This is a genomic window from Pseudomonas sp. PA-1-3F (assembly GCF_021609665.1).
In the GTDB taxonomy this organism is placed as follows: domain Bacteria; phylum Pseudomonadota; class Gammaproteobacteria; order Pseudomonadales; family Pseudomonadaceae; genus Aquipseudomonas; species Aquipseudomonas paracarnis.
In genome coordinates this window covers 97605-114198 of sequence record NZ_WJZD01000009.1, presented here as the reverse complement: position 1 = coordinate 114198, position 16594 = coordinate 97605, and the positions used below count along the sequence as shown (strand labels likewise).

19 protein-coding genes are annotated in these 16594 nt (G+C 61.6%); 6 read left to right on the top strand and 13 right to left on the bottom strand.

The features are described from left to right. Positions 1–4 precede the first annotated feature (4 nt). The 5 genes from metW to GIV26_RS08485 all read right to left on the bottom strand — a co-directional run bounded on the left by metW (position 5) and on the right by GIV26_RS08485 (position 4142). Positions 5–625 carry a methionine biosynthesis protein MetW gene (gene metW, locus GIV26_RS08505; protein WP_003195091.1) on the bottom strand — a complete coding sequence of 207 codons (621 nt, stop codon included), beginning with the start codon at positions 623–625 and terminating at the stop codon, positions 5–7. Next, a complete protein-coding gene (gene metX, locus GIV26_RS08500) occupies positions 622–1773 on the bottom strand; it encodes a homoserine O-succinyltransferase MetX (RefSeq protein ID WP_034128945.1) in 1152 nt (383 codons plus the stop codon). The genes metW and metX overlap by 4 nt, the downstream gene beginning before the upstream one ends. A 216-nt stretch (positions 1774–1989) precedes the next feature. Continuing rightward, positions 1990–2577 carry a YggT family protein gene (locus tag GIV26_RS08495; RefSeq protein ID WP_169912766.1) on the bottom strand — a complete coding sequence of 196 codons (588 nt, stop codon included), beginning with the start codon at positions 2575–2577 and terminating at the stop codon, positions 1990–1992. Between the two features lie 25 nt (positions 2578–2602). Further along, a complete protein-coding gene (gene proC / locus GIV26_RS08490; RefSeq protein ID WP_127880404.1) occupies positions 2603–3421 on the bottom strand; it encodes a pyrroline-5-carboxylate reductase in 819 nt (272 codons plus the stop codon). Positions 3422–3455: 34 nt separating this feature from the next. Continuing rightward, positions 3456–4142, bottom strand: coding sequence for a YggS family pyridoxal phosphate-dependent enzyme (locus tag GIV26_RS08485; RefSeq protein WP_236280066.1), 687 nt, complete (start codon positions 4140–4142; stop codon positions 3456–3458). A 57-nt stretch (positions 4143–4199) separates the two neighbouring features. On the opposite strand from GIV26_RS08485, the gene GIV26_RS08480 reads away from it, so the two are divergent. Next, complete coding sequence (locus GIV26_RS08480) at positions 4200–5234, top strand: type IV pilus twitching motility protein PilT (RefSeq protein ID WP_060763953.1); 1035 nt, start codon at positions 4200–4202, stop codon at positions 5232–5234. 148 nt (positions 5235–5382) lie between these two features. Here GIV26_RS08480 and GIV26_RS08475 read toward each other — a convergent pair whose 3' ends face one another. Further along, complete coding sequence (locus GIV26_RS08475) at positions 5383–6021, bottom strand: C40 family peptidase (RefSeq protein WP_034128941.1); 639 nt, start codon at positions 6019–6021, stop codon at positions 5383–5385. Positions 6022–6270: 249 nt separating this feature from the next. On the opposite strand from GIV26_RS08475, the gene GIV26_RS08470 reads away from it, so the two are divergent. Further along, complete coding sequence (locus tag GIV26_RS08470) at positions 6271–6699, top strand: NINE protein (RefSeq protein WP_054897575.1); 429 nt, start codon at positions 6271–6273, stop codon at positions 6697–6699. Between the two features lie 125 nt (positions 6700–6824). Here GIV26_RS08470 and GIV26_RS08465 read toward each other — a convergent pair whose 3' ends face one another. The 7 genes from GIV26_RS08465 to gshB form a co-directional block, all read right to left on the bottom strand. Then, positions 6825–8096: a dihydroorotase gene (locus tag GIV26_RS08465; RefSeq protein ID WP_236280065.1), complete on the bottom strand. Its 1272-nt coding sequence runs from the start codon at positions 8094–8096 to the stop codon at positions 6825–6827. Then, the gene (locus GIV26_RS08460; RefSeq protein WP_034128938.1) at positions 8093–9097 is read right to left on the bottom strand and encodes an aspartate carbamoyltransferase catalytic subunit; all 1005 of its coding nucleotides are present in this window, start codon (positions 9095–9097) and stop codon (positions 8093–8095) included. Before GIV26_RS08460 ends, GIV26_RS08465 begins: the two co-directional genes overlap by 4 nt. A 24-nt stretch (positions 9098–9121) precedes the next feature. After that, positions 9122–9628 (bottom strand): bifunctional pyr operon transcriptional regulator/uracil phosphoribosyltransferase PyrR, encoded by a 507-nt coding sequence (pyrR, locus tag GIV26_RS08455; protein ID WP_019817751.1) that lies wholly within the window; start codon positions 9626–9628, stop codon positions 9122–9124. Positions 9629–9760: 132 nt separating this feature from the next. Next, a complete protein-coding gene (gene ruvX / locus GIV26_RS08450; protein ID WP_003195067.1) occupies positions 9761–10198 on the bottom strand; it encodes a Holliday junction resolvase RuvX in 438 nt (145 codons plus the stop codon). Next, a complete protein-coding gene (locus GIV26_RS08445) occupies positions 10198–10767 on the bottom strand; it encodes a YqgE/AlgH family protein (protein WP_017139445.1) in 570 nt (189 codons plus the stop codon). The genes ruvX and GIV26_RS08445 overlap by 1 nt, the downstream gene beginning before the upstream one ends. Before the next feature lie 181 nt (positions 10768–10948). Further along, positions 10949–11854, bottom strand: coding sequence for an energy transducer TonB (locus tag GIV26_RS08440; RefSeq protein WP_034128937.1), 906 nt, complete (start codon positions 11852–11854; stop codon positions 10949–10951). Between the two features lie 77 nt (positions 11855–11931). Continuing rightward, positions 11932–12885, bottom strand: coding sequence for a glutathione synthase (gene gshB, locus GIV26_RS08435; RefSeq protein WP_034128936.1), 954 nt, complete (start codon positions 12883–12885; stop codon positions 11932–11934). A gap of 238 nt (positions 12886–13123) precedes the next feature. Between gshB and pilG the strand changes: the two genes are divergently transcribed. Genes pilG through GIV26_RS08415 form a run of 4 tightly spaced genes read left to right on the top strand, consistent with a single transcriptional unit; the run spans position 13124 to position 16527 of the window. Continuing rightward, entirely contained in the window at positions 13124–13531 is a 408-nt protein-coding gene (pilG, locus tag GIV26_RS08430) for a twitching motility response regulator PilG (RefSeq protein ID WP_014720321.1), read from the top strand. Positions 13532–13577: 46 nt separating this feature from the next. After that, on the top strand, positions 13578–13943 hold the full coding sequence (gene pilH / locus GIV26_RS08425) for a twitching motility response regulator PilH (protein WP_014720320.1): 366 nt from the start codon (positions 13578–13580) through the stop codon (positions 13941–13943). An 11-nt stretch (positions 13944–13954) separates the two neighbouring features. Then, positions 13955–14479, top strand: a complete 525-nt coding sequence (locus GIV26_RS08420) for a chemotaxis protein CheW (protein ID WP_034128935.1) — start codon at positions 13955–13957, stop codon at positions 14477–14479. Then, complete coding sequence (locus GIV26_RS08415; protein ID WP_034128934.1) at positions 14476–16527, top strand: methyl-accepting chemotaxis protein; 2052 nt, start codon at positions 14476–14478, stop codon at positions 16525–16527. Before GIV26_RS08420 ends, GIV26_RS08415 begins: the two co-directional genes overlap by 4 nt. Positions 16528–16594 lie beyond the last annotated feature (67 nt).

Sequence of the window (16594 nt, the reverse complement as noted above, 5' to 3'; positions counted from 1 at the left end):
ATGATTAGACGGCAACTTTGTGGTCGGTCAGGCCAGGACTGCTGACCCGGTAGATACCAATTTCGCCCAACAGGTTGGGCCATAGCTTACTCGCCCAGCCGTGGCGGTGCTGTTGATCGACGGCAAGGCGGTTGATCACTTTGGCTTCACGTTCGCCACACAGGGCTTCGAAGTCTTCGAAGGTGCAAAAGTGGATGTTCGGCGTGTTGTACCAGGTGTACGGCAGGAAGTCGGAGACCGGCATGCGCCCCTTGGTGGCCAGGTACCAGCGGCAGCGCCAGTGGCCAAAGTTGGGGAAGGTGATGATGCATTGGCGGCCCACGCGCAGCATTTCGTCGAGGATGCGGTCCGGGTAGTGCACCGCTTGCAGGGCTTGGGTCATCACCACGATATCGAAGCTGTTGCTGGCAAAGTTGCCCAGGCCCTTGTCCAGGTCCTGCTCGATCACGTTGATGCCCTTGGCCACGCATTGGGCGATGTTGTCCGGGTCGTTTTCCAGGCCGTAGCCGGTGACTTGCTTGTGGTCGCGCAGCCAGCTCAGCAGTTCGCCGTCGCCGCAGCCCAAGTCGAGCACGCGGCTGCCGGCGGGGATCCAGTCTTGGATGATTTCCAGGTCGGCTCTCATGGCGTTCTCACAAGCGAAATACGGTTCATGTAGTTACTGAACGCCTGCAGGTAGCGTGGGATCGGAATCAGGAAGGCGTCGTGGCCTTGCGGTGCATCGATCTCCAGGTAGCAGACGTCTTTCTTGGCGGCCATCAGGGCATCCACCAGCTCACGGGAGCGCGCTGGCGAAAAGCGCCAGTCGGTGGTGAACGACATCACGCAGAACTTGGCCGTGGCGTGCTCGAAGGTTTTCGCCAGGTCGTCATCGTGATTGGCGGCCGGGTCGAAGTAGTCCAGGGCCTTGGTCATCAGCAGGTAGGTATTGGCGTCGAAACGCCCCGAGAACTCCTCGCCCTGGTAACGCAGGTAGCTTTCCACCTGGAATTCGACGCTGTGGAAGTCGTAGTTGAGCTTCTCGCTCTTGAGGCCACGGCCGAATTTCTCGCCCATGGAGTCATCGGACAGGTAGGTAATGTGGCCGACCATCCGCGCCAGCATCAAGCCACGCTTGGGGATCACGCCGGCTTCCTGGAACGAACCGCCGTGAAACTCGGGGTCGGTGAGGATTGCCTGGCGCGCCACTTCGTTGAAGGCGATGTTCTGCGCTGACAACTTGGGCGCCGAGGCGATAGCCAGGCAATGGCGCACACGGTCCGGGTAAGTGATGGTCCATTGCAGCGCCTGCATACCGCCCAGGCTGCCGCCAATTACGGCGGCCCACTGGCTGATGCCCAACAGGTCGGCGAGGCGTGCCTGGCTGTGCACCCAGTCCTCTACCGTCAGCACCGGGAAGTCGGCGCCGAACGGCTTGCCGGTTTCCGGGTTGAGGCTGCTGGGGCCGGTGGAGCCGTTGCAGCCGCCGAGGTTGTTCAGGCTGACCACAAAGAACTTGTTGGTGTCGATGGGCTTGCCGGGGCCGATGCAGCTGTCCCACCAGCCGGGCTTGCGGTCGTCAACGCTATGGAAGCCGGCGGCGTGATGATGGCCGGATAAGGCATGGCAGATCAGCACGGCGTTGCTCGCCGTGGCGTTCAGTTGGCCATAGGTTTCGTAGATCAGGTCGTAGGCCGGCAACGAACGGCCGCAGGCCAGGGCCAGCGGTTCGCTGAAATGCGCCACTTGTGGCACGACCAGTCCAACAGAATCGGGGGGGAAGGCAGCTGGCATCGACCCTGCTCTCGTTTAAATGAGGCGTAAGTCTAAAGAGCGGGGACCCTAGCGGCAAGCAATGGTCGGGGGTTAGCGTGATCGTTCCCACGCTCCGCGTTTGATCGTTCCCATGCTCCGCGTGGGAATGCCTCTTGGGACGCTCTGCGTCCCGTCCTTGTGACGCGGAGCATCACGGGCTGCATCCCCACGCAGAGCGTGGGAACGATCTATCGGTCAGATCAGGCCAAACAACTCTTTTGGCATGTAGGCAAAGTACGCCAGGCGTGGAATCACCCAGCTTTGCAGCAACTGAATCACGATAAACGCGAAGATCGGCGAGATATCCAGGCCACCCAGGTTGGGGATCAGGCGACGGAACGGCGCCAGCACCGGCTCGGTGATCTGATAGACCAACTCGGCACCCGGGCTACGGCTGCCGGGTGCGACCCACGAGAGGATCACGCTAATGATCATCGACCAGAAAATGATCTTCAGGAACAGCGAGAAAATGCCGATCAGGCCCCATGGCAACAGCAGCACGGTGAAGGCCTGGTAGCCATTGAGCATCAGGATCACCACGAACAGCAAAATCTGCAGCAACAGCGCCAGCACCAGCGACGACATGTCCAGGCCGAACAGGCTCGGGATCACCCGGCGCAGTGGCTTGAGCAGCGGTTGGGTGGCCTTCACCACGAATTGGCACAGCGGGTTGTAGAAGTTCGCGCGCACCAGTTGCAGGATAAAGCGCATCAGCACGATCAGCAGGTACAGGCTGCCCAGGGTCTGGATGATGAAAATGGCAGCGTCATTGATTCCGAGCATGTTTGATTACCTTGGTAAGGGACGACTATTTGCCCAGTTGCTCAGCCATCTCGGCTGAACGATGTGCGGCGGCACCCAGTGCTGTTTCCACCAGGGCTTCAAAACCCCCGGCCTGGAACGACTCGATAGCCGCTTGTGTGGTACCACCTGGCGAGGTGACGCGACGGCGCAGTTCGGCGGCATCCACCTCGCTGCCGACCGCCATTTTCGCGGCGCCCAGGGCGGTTTGTTCCGCCAGTTGCTCGGCCACGTCGTGGGGCAGGCCCAGCTTGACGCCGGCGGCCGTCATGGCCTCGATCAACAGGAAGAAATAGGCCGGGCCGCTGCCGGAGACGGCGGTGACCGCGTCCAGTTGCTGTTCCTGCTCGAGCCACACGGCGATGCCCACCGCAGACAGCAGTTCCTGGGCCTGGTCACGTTGCTGCGCGGTGACTTCGCCAGTGGCATACAAACCGCTGACGCCCTGGCGCAGCAACGCCGGGGTGTTGGGCATGCAGCGTACGATGGGCTGGGCGCCGAGCCAGTTGGTCATGCTGGCGCAGGTGATGCCAGCGGCAATCGACACCACCAGTTGGTGAGGTTGCAGGCTCGGGCGCAGGCTCTCGCACACGGCCTTCATGGCCTGGGGCTTGACCGCCAGCACGATCACATCGACGCCGTGGATGGCCTCGGCGTTATCGGCGAAGGTCTGGATGCCGTGTTCGGCGCTGACGCGCTCGCGGGTCTCGACGCCCGGGTCGCTGGCGCGGATCTGCTCGGCGTCCAGGCCCTTGGCCCGCAGGCCACCGATCAGGCTGGCCGCCATGTTACCGGCGCCGATAAAGGCAATACGCGTGTTGCTCATGACAGGTCCTTATTTTCGAGGGATGTCAGCCATTTCACGGCTGGCCGTAGTCGCGGGCGCCAAACAGGGCGGTACCGATCCGCACCCAGGTGGCGCCTTGGGCAATGGCCGACTCAAGGTCATGGCTCATGCCCATGGAAAGTGTGTCCAGCGGCAGGTTCAGGCTGGCTTGCAGGTCGCGCACTGTGGCAAACGCCGCATCCTGCTCCGCCCGGTCTTCAGTCGGCTCGGGAATTGCCATCAAACCCCGCAGCTTCAAGCGCGGCAGGGCGCTGATCGCCGTGGCCAGGGCCGGCAGGTCGGCGGGTGTGCAGCCGGACTTGCTGGCTTCGCCACTGACATTGACCTGAATGCAGATATTGAGCGGCGGCAGGTCGGCCGGGCGTTGTTCGGACAGGCGTTGTGCGATTTTCAGGCGGTCCACGGAATGCACCCAAGCGAAGTGCTCGGCGATAGCGCGAGTCTTGTTCGATTGAATGGGGCCGATGAAGTGCCAACTCAAGGGCAGGTCGGTCAAATCCGCCTGTTTGCCCAAGGCTTCCTGCAGGTAGTTTTCCCCAAAGTCGTGCAGCCCGGCGGCGTAGGCGTCGCGTACCGCCTGCGCGGGTTTGGTCTTGCTCACGGCCAGCAGGTGGATGCTGCTTGCGTCACGTTGCACGGCGTCGGCTGCGGCGCGGATGCGCTGGCTAACCAGGCCGATGTTGTCTGCTATCGTCGACATTCAAGATGCGCCCGTGGATATGGAGTCCGCGGCATTCTACTGGAAATGGAAAGCCCTATGGATATCACGCAATTGCTGACCGCCAGCGTAAGCCGAGGCGCCTCAGACCTGCATCTGTCAGCAGGCCTGGCACCGATGCTGCGCATTGATGGTGAGGTTTGGCCGCTGGATGGGCCAGCGCTGAACGCTACCCAAGTGGTCGACTTATTGAGCCCTTTGCTGAATAAACATCAACAAAAGGATTTCGAAACATCTCTTGAAACGGATTTTGCCTTCGAATTGCCAGGCGTCGCCCGGTTCCGGGCGAACGTGTTCCGCCAGGATCGCGGTGTGGGTGCGGTGTTCCGGGCTATTGCGACTGAGGTCCAGAGCCTGGAGGACCTGGGACTGGGCGAGGTGTTCCAGCGTATCGCCCGCCTTCCTCGCGGACTGGTGCTGGTGACCGGGCCCACCGGCTCGGGCAAGTCTACGACCCTGGCGGCGATGATCGACGACCTCAACCGGCATCGACGCCAGCATATCCTTACGCTGGAAGACCCCATCGAGTTTATCCACCGGCCGAAACTGGCGCTGGTCAACCAGCGCCAGGTGCATCGCGACACCCACAGTTTCTCGGTGGCCCTGCGTTCAGCCCTGCGAGAAGACCCGGATGTGATCCTGGTGGGTGAATTGCGCGATCTGGAAACCATCCGCCTTGCGCTGACGGCGGCAGAGACCGGGCACCTGGTGTTCGGCACCCTGCACACCTCGTCGGCGGCAAAGACAGTGGACCGGCTGGTAGATGTCTTCCCTGCCGGGGAGAAGGCCATGGTCCGCTCGATGCTGTCGGAGTCGTTGCAAGCGGTGGTGTCTCAGGTGCTGGTGAAGAAGGTGGGCGGTGGGCGCGTGGCCGCTCATGAAATCATGCTGGGCACCCCGGCGATTCGTAACTTGATTCGCGAAGACAAGGTGGCGCAGATGGTTTCGGCTATTCAGACCGGTGGTGCGTTGGGGATGAAGACCCTGGATATGAGTTTGAAGGCGTTGGTGGGCGTAGGAGTGATTAGCCGGGAAGAAGCGCGGGAGAAGGCGAGGGTGCCGGCAGATATCTAAAGCGCACAGATACACAATGTGGGAGCTGGCTTGCCTGCGATAGCGGACTGTCAGGCACTCTCTCTGCCAACTGACACACCGTCATCGCAGGCAAGCCAGCTCCCACATTTGATCGCATTTCAAATGGGGAGCTTCAGTAGTGCCTGGCTTAGCGCTGCACGATCCGCAGGTTGTTGTTCTGCTCTTTAGGCAGTACCCGCTTGGCAATCACGTAGTTCTTGTCCCAGAACGGTTTTTTCAGTGTGTCGATGCTCACCGACTTGCCACGGCGCGGTGCGTGGATAAAGCGGTCGTTGCCCAGGTAGATGGCGACGTGATTGACCTGGCGGCTCTTGAGTTTGAAAAACAACAGGTCGCCCGGTTTCAGGTCTTTGCGGTCAACCTTCAACCCATGGCCGGCCGCCATGGCGTTGGAAGTGCGTGGCAGGTCCACCGCTTTTACATCGTTAAATGCATATTTCACCAGGCCGCTGCAGTCGAACCCTTTACTTGGGCTGCTGCCGCCCCAACGATAAGGTGTACCGAGCACGTTGACGGCACGGCTCAAGACGTTGCTGCTTTGCTTGGTGTTCACGGCCAGCTGGGTGGAAAGCGCTTTGCCGTGGGCCTTGCTCAGTTGAGTCGGACGGCTGACGGTCGGCTTTGCCGATTTGGCAGTGCTGGGCGTGCTATGGACTTTAGGGGTGAAACCGTTAACGTTCGGAAGTCGTTGCTCACGATTGGTGGCGTGGGCGGCCAGTGGCATTAATAGGCAAATGGTTAGCCATGTCTTGAAAAATGGTCGCATTAGGCGTGGCTCTTATGGGTTTGCGCGCAACTTTATAACAGCTTTTTGTGCTGTTCTCAGCCCGTTTGTCGATTGAACCTTGGGGTCAAATTCAGGAAAAACGCGACGATTCTCCGCAATTGTCCTACACAAGTCAGGCCCTACAAGGCTTTGAGGGCAGGACGATACCATTTGCCGTACGTCGGGCGCCCGTAAAAAAGTCACAAAGAAAATGAAAAAATTTATCTATCGAAGCAAAAGAGGTCCTTCATGAACACCTATCAACAGGTTGCTCAGCAGCAAGACACCCACAGCAAGGCGATTGGTTACCTGCTGTGGATTTTCGGTTTTACCGGGGCTCATCGTTTTTATTACGGCAAGCCTGTGACGGGCACGATCTGGTTTTTCACCTTCGGCTTGTTCGGCATTGGCTGGTTGATCGACTTGTTCCTGATCCCGGCCATGGACCGTGAAGCCGACCTGCGGTTTACCGCTGGGCCGATTGAATACAGCGTCGCGTGGATTCTGTTGGCGTTTCTGGGGGTGTTTGGTGTGCACCGTATGTACCAGGGCAAATGGATCACCGGCCTGATCTACCTGCTGACCGGCGGTTTGTTCCTGATCGGGGTGCTGTATGACTTCTGGACGCTGAACACGCAGATCTCGATCCGCAATGCCGAGCGCAACAGCGGGCGCTGAGCACTGATCGTTCCCACGCTCCGCGTGGAAATGCAGCCCAGGACGCTTCGCGTCCACCTTTGGAGTGCTGACGCAGAGCGTCACAGGATGCGTTCCCACGCAGAGCGTGGGAACGAGCTTGCGCGTCAAGCCTGGTAGCTGATCCGCCCATCCATCAAGGTATACCGCACCGTCGCCGGCAGGCTGTGGCCGATGAACGGGCAGTTTTCGCCCTTGGACAACCAACGCTCACCAGCCACCGTCGAGCTTGCCAGGTCGAACAGCACCAGGTCCGCCGGTGAACCCACCGACAACTGGCCCGCCGGCAAGCGCAGGGCCTCGGCCGGGCCGGCGCTCAGGCGTGCCAGCAGTGTCGGAAGGTCCAGCAAGCCGTCTTCCACCAGCGTCATCGCCAGTGGCAACAACAACTCCACGCTGCTGATGCCTGGCTCGGTCGCGCCAAACGGTGCCAGCTTGGCGTCTCGCTCGTGAGGTTGGTGATGGCTGGAAATCGCCGACACCACACCCGACTTCACCGCCGCACGCAAACCGTCACGGTCAGCCTTGGTGCGCAGCGGGGGCTGTACGTGGTACAGGCTGGAGAAGTCGATCAGCGCCTCATCCGTCAGGATCAGTTGGTACAGGGCGACATCTGCGGTGACCCGCAAGCCACGGGCCTGGGCCTGGGCGATCAGAGCCACGCCCCGGGCGCTGGTCAACTGGCTGAAATGCGCACGCACGCCGCTTTGCTCCACCAGCAACAGGTCACGAGCGAGAGCCACGGTTTCTGCTGTTTCCGGAATGCCCGGCAGGCCGAGGAAGCTGGCCACTGCGCCTTCATGGGCCAGGCCGCCTTCGGCCAGGTCGCGGTCCTGGGAATGGAAGATCACCGTCAAGTCGAAGGTGGCCGCGTATTCCAGGGCGCGGCACAAGGTGCGCGTGCTGCGAAAGCTTTCCAGGCCATTGCCGAAGGCCACGCAACCGGCGTCACGCAGGGCGATCAATTCGGCGAGTTGTTCGCCATCCAGGCCCTTGCTCAAGGCACCAATGGGAAACACTTTGCAGTTGCCGGCTTCGCGGGCGCGGTCAAGGATCAGCTCGGTCACGGCCGACGTGTCCAGCACCGGCTTGGTGTTGGGCGGGCAACACAGGCTGGTCACGCCACCGGCCGCGGCGGCCTGGGTTTCGCTGGCGATATTGCCTTTGCGGCTGTAGCCCGGCTCGCGCAGTGCGACATTCAGGTCCACCAGCCCAGGCGCGGCCACCAGGCCCTTGGCATCGATGCTCTGGCCGGCGTTGAAGCCTGCGGGGGCGGAGCCCATGGCGACGATCTTGCCGGCGTCCAGGTGTAGATCGGTAACTTGGTCCAGGCCACTGGCCGGGTCGATGACTCGGGCGCCGAGAATGCTGAGCTTCACTGGGCCTGCTCCTGCTCGAATTGACGTTGCGCGGTTTGCCCGCTCATGGCCATGGACAGCACGGCCATGCGCACGGCGATGCCGTAGGTCACTTGGTTGAGAATCACCGACTGCGGGCCATCGGCCACCGCCGACTCAATTTCCACACCGCGGTTGATCGGCCCCGGGTGCATCACGATTGCATCCGGCTTGGCCATGGCCAGGCGTGCGGTGGTCAGGCCGAACAGGCGGTAGAACTCACCTTCGCTGGGCAACAAGCCCCCGGCCATGCGCTCGCGTTGCAGGCGCAGCATGATCACTACGTCCACATCCTTGAGGCCCTCGGCCATGTCGGTGTAGACCTTCACGCCATACTGTTCGATGCCGATTGGCAACAGAGTCTTGGGCGCGATCACGCGGATATCCGGGCAACCCAGGGCCTTGAGAGCCAGCATGTTCGAACGTGCAACCCTCGAATGCAGGATGTCGCCGACGATGGCTACCGAGAGGTTTTCAAAGCTGCCCTTGTGCCGACGAATGGTGAGCATGTCGAGCATGCCCTGGGTCGGGTGCGCGTGACGGCCGTCGCCGCCATTGATGATCGCCACGTTCGGGCACACATGCTCGGCGATGAAATGCGCAGCGCCGGAGTCGCCGTGGCGTACCACGAACATGTCGGCTGCCATGGCTTCCAGGTTGCGCAGGGTATCGAGCAGGGTTTCGCCCTTGCTCGCCGACGAGGTGGACACGTTCAACGTGATCACATCGGCCGACAGCCGCTGGGCCGCCAGTTCAAAGGTGGTGCGGGTGCGGGTGGAGTTCTCGAAGAACACGTTGCAGATGGTTTTGCCGCGCAACAGCGGGACTTTCTTCACTGCCCGGCCACCGACTTCCAGGAACGAATCGGCGGTGTCGAGGATTTCGGTGAGCAGTTCGCGGGGCAAACCGTCGAGGGACAAGAAGTGTTGCAACTGGCCCTGAGCATTGAGCTGCAGCGGGCGCTTGGCATCTAGAGGCGTCATCGCGGGGACTCTTTACAAGGCGGTTTAAAGGGCAAGGTCTTGCAGTTCGAGTTCGAGCGGCGTAGGACCGGACAATTTTACCCGCTGCTGGGGGGCAAGCGACAGGGTCGCGCCTACGACGTCCGGGCTGATCGGTAGTTCGCCGGCATCCAGGTCCAGCAGGCACACCAGGGTCACGCTGGCCGGGCGGCCATAGTCGAACAGTTCGTTCATGGCGGCGCGGATGGTGCGGCCGCTCATCAGCACGTCGTCGATCAGTACCAGGTGCTGGCCTTCGATCTCGAAGGGCAGGGCCGAAGGGCGCACTTGTGGATGCAGGCCGTTCTGGCTGAAATCGTCGCGGTAGAAGGACACGTCCAGGGTGCCCAGGGGCGAATCGCTGCCCAGTGCTTCCAGCAATGCCTGGGCTACCCACACGCCACCGGTGCGTATGCCGATAAAACGCGGTTCGCTGATGGCACGGTGTTCCAGGTGCGCCTTGAGGCGTATCGCCATCTGGCTGATCAGTTCGGCAGGGTTCGGCAAGCTCATGGTGGCTCCTTATCAAGTGTGTAGGAGCGAGCTTGCTCGCGAAAAACTCATGGGCACCGCGTTCATCCAGCCTTCTCGCGGTATCGTTAACGTTCTTCGCGGGCAAGCCCGCTTCCACAGGATCGCGGCGGGTCAGGATTCAAATAAAGCGGTGTTTTCATCCAGCCAGCCCTGCAACAGCAAGGCCGCGGCGATGGCGTCTACCGGGTTGTCGCGGTAACTGCCCTTTTGCCCGCCACGGTCGCGGCGTTCCCCCTTGGCTTCGAAGGTGGTGAGGCGTTCGTCATGGGTATAGAAGGGCAGGTTGTAGCGGCCATTGAGGCGGCGCGCGAACTTCTCGGCGCGCAGGCACATGTCACTGGGGGTGCCATCCATGTTCAGGGGCAGGCCGACCACTACCGCGTCAGGCTTCCACTCTTTGATCAGGGCTTCGACCTGGTTCCAGTCCGGCACGCCGTTCTGGGCCTTGAGGGTGCACAGCTCGCGGGCCTGGCCGGTAATGACCTGGCCAACCGCTACGCCGATCTGTTTGGTGCCGTAGTCAAAACCGAGGATCAGACGCAAGGCCATCAGGCGTGCCCCGCCTGGCTGGTCAGCAGGCTGAGGTTGACCCGCAGCTTGGCTGCTGCCGCTTCCAGGCGCAGTTCGCTGGCGGTGTTGAACAGGATGTCAGCGTCGAACGGGCAGGTCAGCCAGGCATTGCTGGCCAGTTCGGCCTCCAGTTGCCCGGCTTCCCAACCGGCGTAGCCCAGGGTGATCACACTTTGCTCAGGGCCGACGCCGTCGGCGATGGCGAACAGCACGTCCTGGGATGTGGACAATGACACACCCTCAAGGTCTACCGTGGCCTGGAACTTGGGCCCGGTGGGGTGCAGCACAAAACCGCGATCGGTCTGCACCGGCCCGCCGATGTAGATCGGTACGCCCTGGCAACGCGCCGGCGGGTCGATCTCCGGGCGCAGTTGCTCAAGGATATCGGCCAGGTTCAGCTCCTGCGGGCGGTTGACCACCAACCCCATTGCACCATTGGCCGTGTGCTCGACGATGTAGGTCAAGGTCTGCGCAAAGTTCGGGTCGGCCATATGGGGCATGGCGATCAGGAATTGGTGCTTGAGGTAGGTCGGGCTGACGTTTTTCATGTCCGCTAGTGTGGCGTTGGAGGGACGAACTGACAAGTGCGGGCGCGAGCCTGATCGCTGATCGTTCCCACGCTCCGCGTGGGAATGCATCCCGGGGCGCTCCGCGTCCCAAGAGCAGACGCAGAGCGTCCAGGCGGCATTCCCTCGCGGAGCGTGGGAATGATCTGTAGTGCGGGCGTGATCAGTTGCTGGACAACCGGTCGCCCTTGGCGAACCGCCAGGTGCGGATGATTTCCAGGCGGTCCACGTCGCTCAAGTCGCCGCTGAACGGCGCAAAGGGCGCGGCCAGGCGCACGATGCGTTGCGCAGCCTGGTCCAGCAGCGGCTGGCCGGAGGACTCCAGCACCTGCACCTCATACAGCGAGCCGTCACGGTTGATCGACACCAGCAAGCGCAAATTGCCATAAATCTGTTGGCGCCGCGCCTCGTCCGGGTAATTGAGGTTGCCGATGCGTTCGACCTTCTTGCGCCACTCGTCCTTATACCAGGCACCTTTATCGCGCATGGTTGAGGCGGCGTTCAGACGGTAGATGCGCGGGCGCTTGGCATAAAGCTGTTGCTCATGAGCCAGTTCGGCTTCCAGGCTGGAAATTTCGTCGGATAACGTCGAACTGTCGAACGTCGGCGCAGGTTTCACTGGCTCGGGCTTGGGTTCGGTCTTGGCCTTTTCGCGCTGGGTCGGGGCTTTTTGCGGTTTGGGCGCGACAGTCGTCACCGCAGCCTTGGGCGTGGCCTGCCTGACCTCAGGCTTGGGCGCTGGCGGCGGAGTGACCTTCTTGACCTGGTTGTCATGGAAGGGCGCTACCTCGGTGGTCTTGGGCACTGCTTTCTTGTCGAGGGTGCCGCTGCCCTGTTGGTTGTCCTGGGCGAGAAAGTCAGCCTTTTCGGGCTTCTTTTCGCTCTTGAACGTGGCGAGAGTGATTTCCAGGGTCTTGGTGATCTGCTTGGGTTCGACGAGGGTGAACCCCACACCCAGGAGCAGGGCGAGATGAATCAAGGCAGCGAGAAACAGGGTAAAACCGAGACGATCGGCCGGGCGCACGCCGCTGGGGGAGAATTCGGGGGGCAGATCGGACGGGAGTGTCATGACAAGAAAACCAACATCGCGCGTTTCACAGGTGGCGCATGATAACGCAATGTTGGTAGGTGTCCGGCTGTTCTATGTCACTTGGCTTGTAGCTTGCGTTCAATGGCGGCCATCAGCATTTCGCCGATGTTCGTGCCAAATGCGTTGTCGATCTCGCGAATACAGGTCGGGCTGGTGACGTTGATTTCAGTGAGGTTCTCGCCAATTACGTCTAGTCCGACAAATAGCAGACCTTTTTCCCGCAGGGTTGGACCGACTTGAGCGGCGATCCAGCGGTCTTTTTCTGACAACGGCCGCGCTTCACCGCGACCACCGGCGGCCAGGTTGCCACGGGTCTCGCCGGCTGCCGGGATGCGCGCCAGGCAATAATCCACCGGCTCGCCGTCAATCATCAGGATACGCTTGTCGCCATCCTTGATCGCCGGCAGGTAGGCCTGGCCCATGATCTGCTGGGTGCCCAGGGCGGTCAGGGTTTCGAGGATCACCGACAGGTTCGGGTCGCCGGCGCGGTGACGGAAGATCGAGGTGCCGCCCATGCCGTCCAGCGGCTTGAGGATCACGTCGCCATGCTTGGCGGCGAATTCACGCAGTACATCGGCGCGGCGGCTGACCACGGTCGGTGGCGTGCACTGCGGGAACAGGGTGGCGAACAGTTTTTCATTACAGTCGCGCAGGCTTTGCGGCTTGTTGACGATCAACACGCCCGCGCGTTCGGCCTGCTCCAGCAGGTAGGTGGAGTACACAAATTCCATGTCGAACGGCGGATCCTTGCGCATCAGGATCACGTCGAGGTCGCTCAGCGGGCTGTCGATTTCGTCAGAAAGCTCGAACCACTTCTCGGGGTTGGCAAACACCTGCAGCGGGCGCATGCGTGCGCGGGCCTCGCCGTCACCCTGGTAAAGGTCGCGCTGCTCCATATAGAACAAGGTCCAGCCGCGGGCCTGGGCGGCCAGGAGCATGGCCAGCGAACTGTCCTTTTTATAGGAAATGCTGGCGATAGGGTCCATGACAATGCCGACGCGAACGCTCATGGGGATTTCCTCTAGCAAATTAGGGCGCATAAAAGTGGCGTCAGAGTGGCGCTGCGGCTGTTGTGGGTCAAGGAAAAACCACTGGGCGGGTGCCTCGATAGATTGCGCCAGGAGACTGTGCTAAAAAGGCTGGCACGGCGCAGCAGCCCTTGAATTCCAAGGCTTGCGGCGTTCATCCTGTGCAACATCAGGCAGTACACACCGAAAACCGATTCGCTGTGGCGATGGTAGAGCAGATATGGAACAGCATTCCAACGCCTTGAAGGTGATGGTAATCGACGATTCGAAAACGATCCGCCGCACCGCCGAGACGCTGTTGAAGAACATGGGGTGCGAGGTCATCACGGCGATCGACGGTTTCGACGCCCTGGCCCGTATTGTCGATCATCACCCGCACATTATCTTTGTCGACATCATGATGCCGCGCCTGGACGGCTACCAGACCTGCGCCCTGGTGAAGAACAACCCGGCGTTCAAGTCGATCCCGGTGATCATGTTGTCTTCCAAGGACGGCCTGTTCGACAAGGCCAAGGGGCGCATCGTGGGTGTCGATCAATTTTTGACCAAGCCTTTCAGCAAGGAAGAACTGCTGGGGGCGATCAAGGCCTACGTGCCTGGGTTCGCCGCAGTAGAACAAGCACACTGACGCCGCCTCACGAGGGCCGGCGCCGACCAATGTAGCGGGGAAAACCATGGCACGTGTTCTGATCGTCGACGATTCGCCGACTGAAATGTACAAACTCACCGGCATGCTGGAAAAGCATGGCCACCAGGTGCTCAAGGCCGAAAACGGCGCGGACGGCGTGGCCCTGGCCCGTCAGGAAAAGCCCGACGCGGTGCTGATGGATATCGTGATGCCCGGCCTCAACGGCTTCCAGGCCACGCGCCAGTTGTCCAAGGAGCCGGAAACCAACGGTATCCCGATCATCATCATCACCACCAAGGACCAGGAAACCGACAAGATCTGGGGCGCACGCCAGGGCGCCAAGGACTACCTGACCAAGCCTGTGGATGAAGAAACTCTGATTGCCACCCTGAACAAGGTGCTGGCCGGCTAAGGCTTGCGATCATGACCGAGTCGCAAACCGCCTTCGAGCTGCTGCTGGACATCGACCGCCGCTGCCGCTTGCTGGCCGCGGACCTGCCGTCCCAGGAAACGCGCCTGCAACGCTGGAGCGGCATCGCTTTCCGCATAGGGCCAAACGCCTACGTGGCGCCCATGGGCGAAGTCGCCGAGGTGTTGCATGAGCCACGTTGCACCTTGATGCCGGGGGTCAAGCCCTGGGTCAAGGGCGTGGCCAACCTGCGCGGGCGCTTGCTTCCGGTGATGGACCTGGGCGGTTTCCTGGGCCTTGAGTTGTCCAGGGCGCGCAAGCAACGGCGGGTGCTGGTGGTGGAGTTCAACGACCTGTTTGTCGGGCTGCTGGTAGATGAGGTGGTAGGCATGCAGCATTTCCCATTGGATGCCTGGGTGGCGAGCGCTGCCTCGAGCGCGCCGTTTATTCAGGGCCAGTTCGACGGCGACCCGCCGTGGCAAGTCTTCAGCCCCTTCGCCCTGGCCCAGGCCCCTGGCTTCATGGATGTTGCCGCATGAGCACCGCTACCACGCCCAAACCCCAGGCCGCTTCGCGCAGCCGTTCGCAGATCATCGTGCTGTTTATCGCCTTGATCGTGTTCATCATGCTGCTGTTCGCCAACTTCGCGTACCTCAACACCCAGTCCACCTACGATAAGCAGTACATCGGCCACGCCGGTGAGCTGCGCGTGCTGTCCCAGCGCATTGCCAAGAACGCCACCGAGGCCGCTGCCGGGAAAGCGGCGGCGTTCAAGCTGCTGGGCGATGCGCGCAACGATTTTGCCCAGCGCTGGGGCTACCTGAAAAAAGGTGACCCGCAAACCGGCTTGCCGGCGGCGCCCAGTGCGGTGCGTGCCGAAATGCGGGCGGTGCAGACCGACTGGGAGGCGCTGCTGAAAAACACCGACGCCATTCTGGCCAGCGAGCAGACCGTGTTGTCGTTGCACCAGGTGGCGGCGACCCTGGCCGAAACCGTGCCGCAACTGCAGATCGAGTCGGAAAAAGTCGTGGATATCCTGCTGCAACGCGGCGCCCCGGCCAGCCAGGTAGCCTTGGCCCAACGCCAGTCGCTGCTGGCCGAACGCATCCTGGGGGCGGTCAACACGGTGCTGGCGGGGGATGAAACCGCCGGGCAGGCCGCCGATGCCTTCGGTCGCGATGCCAACCGTTTTGGCGTGGTGCTCAATGGCATGCTCAACGGCAACCCGGGGCTGCGTATCACCCAGGTTGAAGACCCGGACGCCCGGGCGCGGCTGGCGGACATCGCCGAGCTGTTCGAATTTGTCTCCGGCTCCGTGGATGAAATTCTCGAGACCTCGCCGCAGTTGTTCCAGGTGCGCGCCTCGGCGAGCAATATTTTCAACCTGTCGCAAACCCTGCTCGATGAAGCCTCGCACCTGGCCACGGGTTTTGAAAACCTCGCCAGCGGGCGCAGCTTCGACACCATCGGCGGTTACGTGCTGGGCTTGCTGGCGCTGGCCTCGATCATCCTGATCGGCCTGGTCATGGTGCGTGAGACCAACCGCCAACTGCATGAAACCGCGCAGAAGAACGAGCGCAACCAGAACGCGATCATGCGCCTGCTGGATGAAATCGAAGACCTGGCTGACGGCGACCTCACCGTCACCGCCTCGGTCACCGAAGACTTCACCGGCACCATCGCAGACTCCATCAACTATTCCGTGGACCAACTGCGCGACCTGGTCGCCACCATCAACCTCACTGCCGGGCAGGTCGCCGGTGCGGTGCAGGACACCCAGGCCACCGCCATGCACCTGGCCCAGGCGTCGGAGCATCAGGCCCAGCAGATTGCCGAAGCGTCCACGGCGATCAATCAGATGGCGCAGTCCATCGACCAGGTGTCGGCCAACGCGGCCGAATCCTCGGCGGTAGCTGAACGTTCGGTAGAGATCGCCAACAAAGGCAACGAGGTGGTGCACAACACCATCCACGGCATGGACAACATTCGCGAGCAGATCCAGGACACCGCCAAGCGCATCAAGCGTTTGGGCGAGTCGTCCCAGGAAATTGGAGACATCATCAGCCTGATCGACGATATCGCCGACCAGACCAATATCCTCGCCCTCAATGCCGCGATCCAGGCCAGCATGGCCGGTGACGCCGGGCGCGGTTTTGCGGTGGTGGCCGATGAAGTGCAACGGTTGGCCGAACGCTCCTCGGCGGCCACCCGGCAGATCGAAACCCTGGTACGCACCATCCAGGCCGACACCAACGAAGCGGTGATTTCCATGGAGCAGACCACCACCGAAGTGGTGCGCGGCGCACGCCTGGCCCAGGATGCCGGGGTGGCGCTGGAAGAGATCGAAGGCGTGTCCAAAACCCTGGCAGCGCTGATCCAGAGTATTTCCAACGCGGCACAGCAACAGACCTCATCGGCGGGGCAGATTTCCCTGACCATGAACGTGATCCAGCAGATCACCACCCAGACGTCGTCGGGTTCCACCGCCACCGCAGAAAGCATTGGTAACCTGGCGAAGATGGCCAGCCAGTTGCGCAGGTCGGTATCGGGTTTTACCTTGCCGCCGCCCAAGCAGGTCGATGATTGAAATACGACCTGAAGAACACCACAGTCCAACTATGGCAGCCGGCTTGCCTGCGATAGCGGTCTGTCAG

What these genes read in the sequence shown, in the direction of transcription:
- metW (WP_003195091.1), bottom strand. Translation starts at nt 625, where the DNA reads ATGAGAGCCGACCTGGAAATCATCCAAGACTGGATCCCCGCCGGCAGC.
- metX (WP_034128945.1), bottom strand. Translation starts at nt 1,773, where the DNA reads ATGCCAGCTGCCTTCCCCCCCGATTCTGTTGGACTGGTCGTGCCACAA.
- GIV26_RS08495 (WP_169912766.1), bottom strand. Translation starts at nt 2,577, where the DNA reads ATGCTCGGAATCAATGACGCTGCCATTTTCATCATCCAGACCCTGGGC.
- proC (WP_127880404.1), bottom strand. Translation starts at nt 3,421, where the DNA reads ATGAGCAACACGCGTATTGCCTTTATCGGCGCCGGTAACATGGCGGCC.
- GIV26_RS08485 (WP_236280066.1), bottom strand. Translation starts at nt 4,142, where the DNA reads ATGTCGACGATAGCAGACAACATCGGCCTGGTTAGCCAGCGCATCCGC.
- GIV26_RS08480 (WP_060763953.1), top strand. Translation starts at nt 4,200, where the DNA reads ATGGATATCACGCAATTGCTGACCGCCAGCGTAAGCCGAGGCGCCTCA.
- GIV26_RS08475 (WP_034128941.1), bottom strand. Translation starts at nt 6,021, where the DNA reads ATGCGACCATTTTTCAAGACATGGCTAACCATTTGCCTATTAATGCCA.
- GIV26_RS08470 (WP_054897575.1), top strand. Translation starts at nt 6,271, where the DNA reads ATGAACACCTATCAACAGGTTGCTCAGCAGCAAGACACCCACAGCAAG.
- GIV26_RS08460 (WP_034128938.1), bottom strand. Translation starts at nt 9,097, where the DNA reads ATGACGCCTCTAGATGCCAAGCGCCCGCTGCAGCTCAATGCTCAGGGC.
- pyrR (WP_019817751.1), bottom strand. Translation starts at nt 9,628, where the DNA reads ATGAGCTTGCCGAACCCTGCCGAACTGATCAGCCAGATGGCGATACGC.
- ruvX (WP_003195067.1), bottom strand. Translation starts at nt 10,198, where the DNA reads ATGGCCTTGCGTCTGATCCTCGGTTTTGACTACGGCACCAAACAGATC.
- GIV26_RS08445 (WP_017139445.1), bottom strand. Translation starts at nt 10,767, where the DNA reads ATGAAAAACGTCAGCCCGACCTACCTCAAGCACCAATTCCTGATCGCC.
- GIV26_RS08440 (WP_034128937.1), bottom strand. Translation starts at nt 11,854, where the DNA reads ATGACACTCCCGTCCGATCTGCCCCCCGAATTCTCCCCCAGCGGCGTG.
- gshB (WP_034128936.1), bottom strand. Translation starts at nt 12,885, where the DNA reads ATGAGCGTTCGCGTCGGCATTGTCATGGACCCTATCGCCAGCATTTCC.
- pilG (WP_014720321.1), top strand. Translation starts at nt 13,124, where the DNA reads ATGGAACAGCATTCCAACGCCTTGAAGGTGATGGTAATCGACGATTCG.
- pilH (WP_014720320.1), top strand. Translation starts at nt 13,578, where the DNA reads ATGGCACGTGTTCTGATCGTCGACGATTCGCCGACTGAAATGTACAAA.
- GIV26_RS08420 (WP_034128935.1), top strand. Translation starts at nt 13,955, where the DNA reads ATGACCGAGTCGCAAACCGCCTTCGAGCTGCTGCTGGACATCGACCGC.
- GIV26_RS08415 (WP_034128934.1), top strand. Translation starts at nt 14,476, where the DNA reads ATGAGCACCGCTACCACGCCCAAACCCCAGGCCGCTTCGCGCAGCCGT.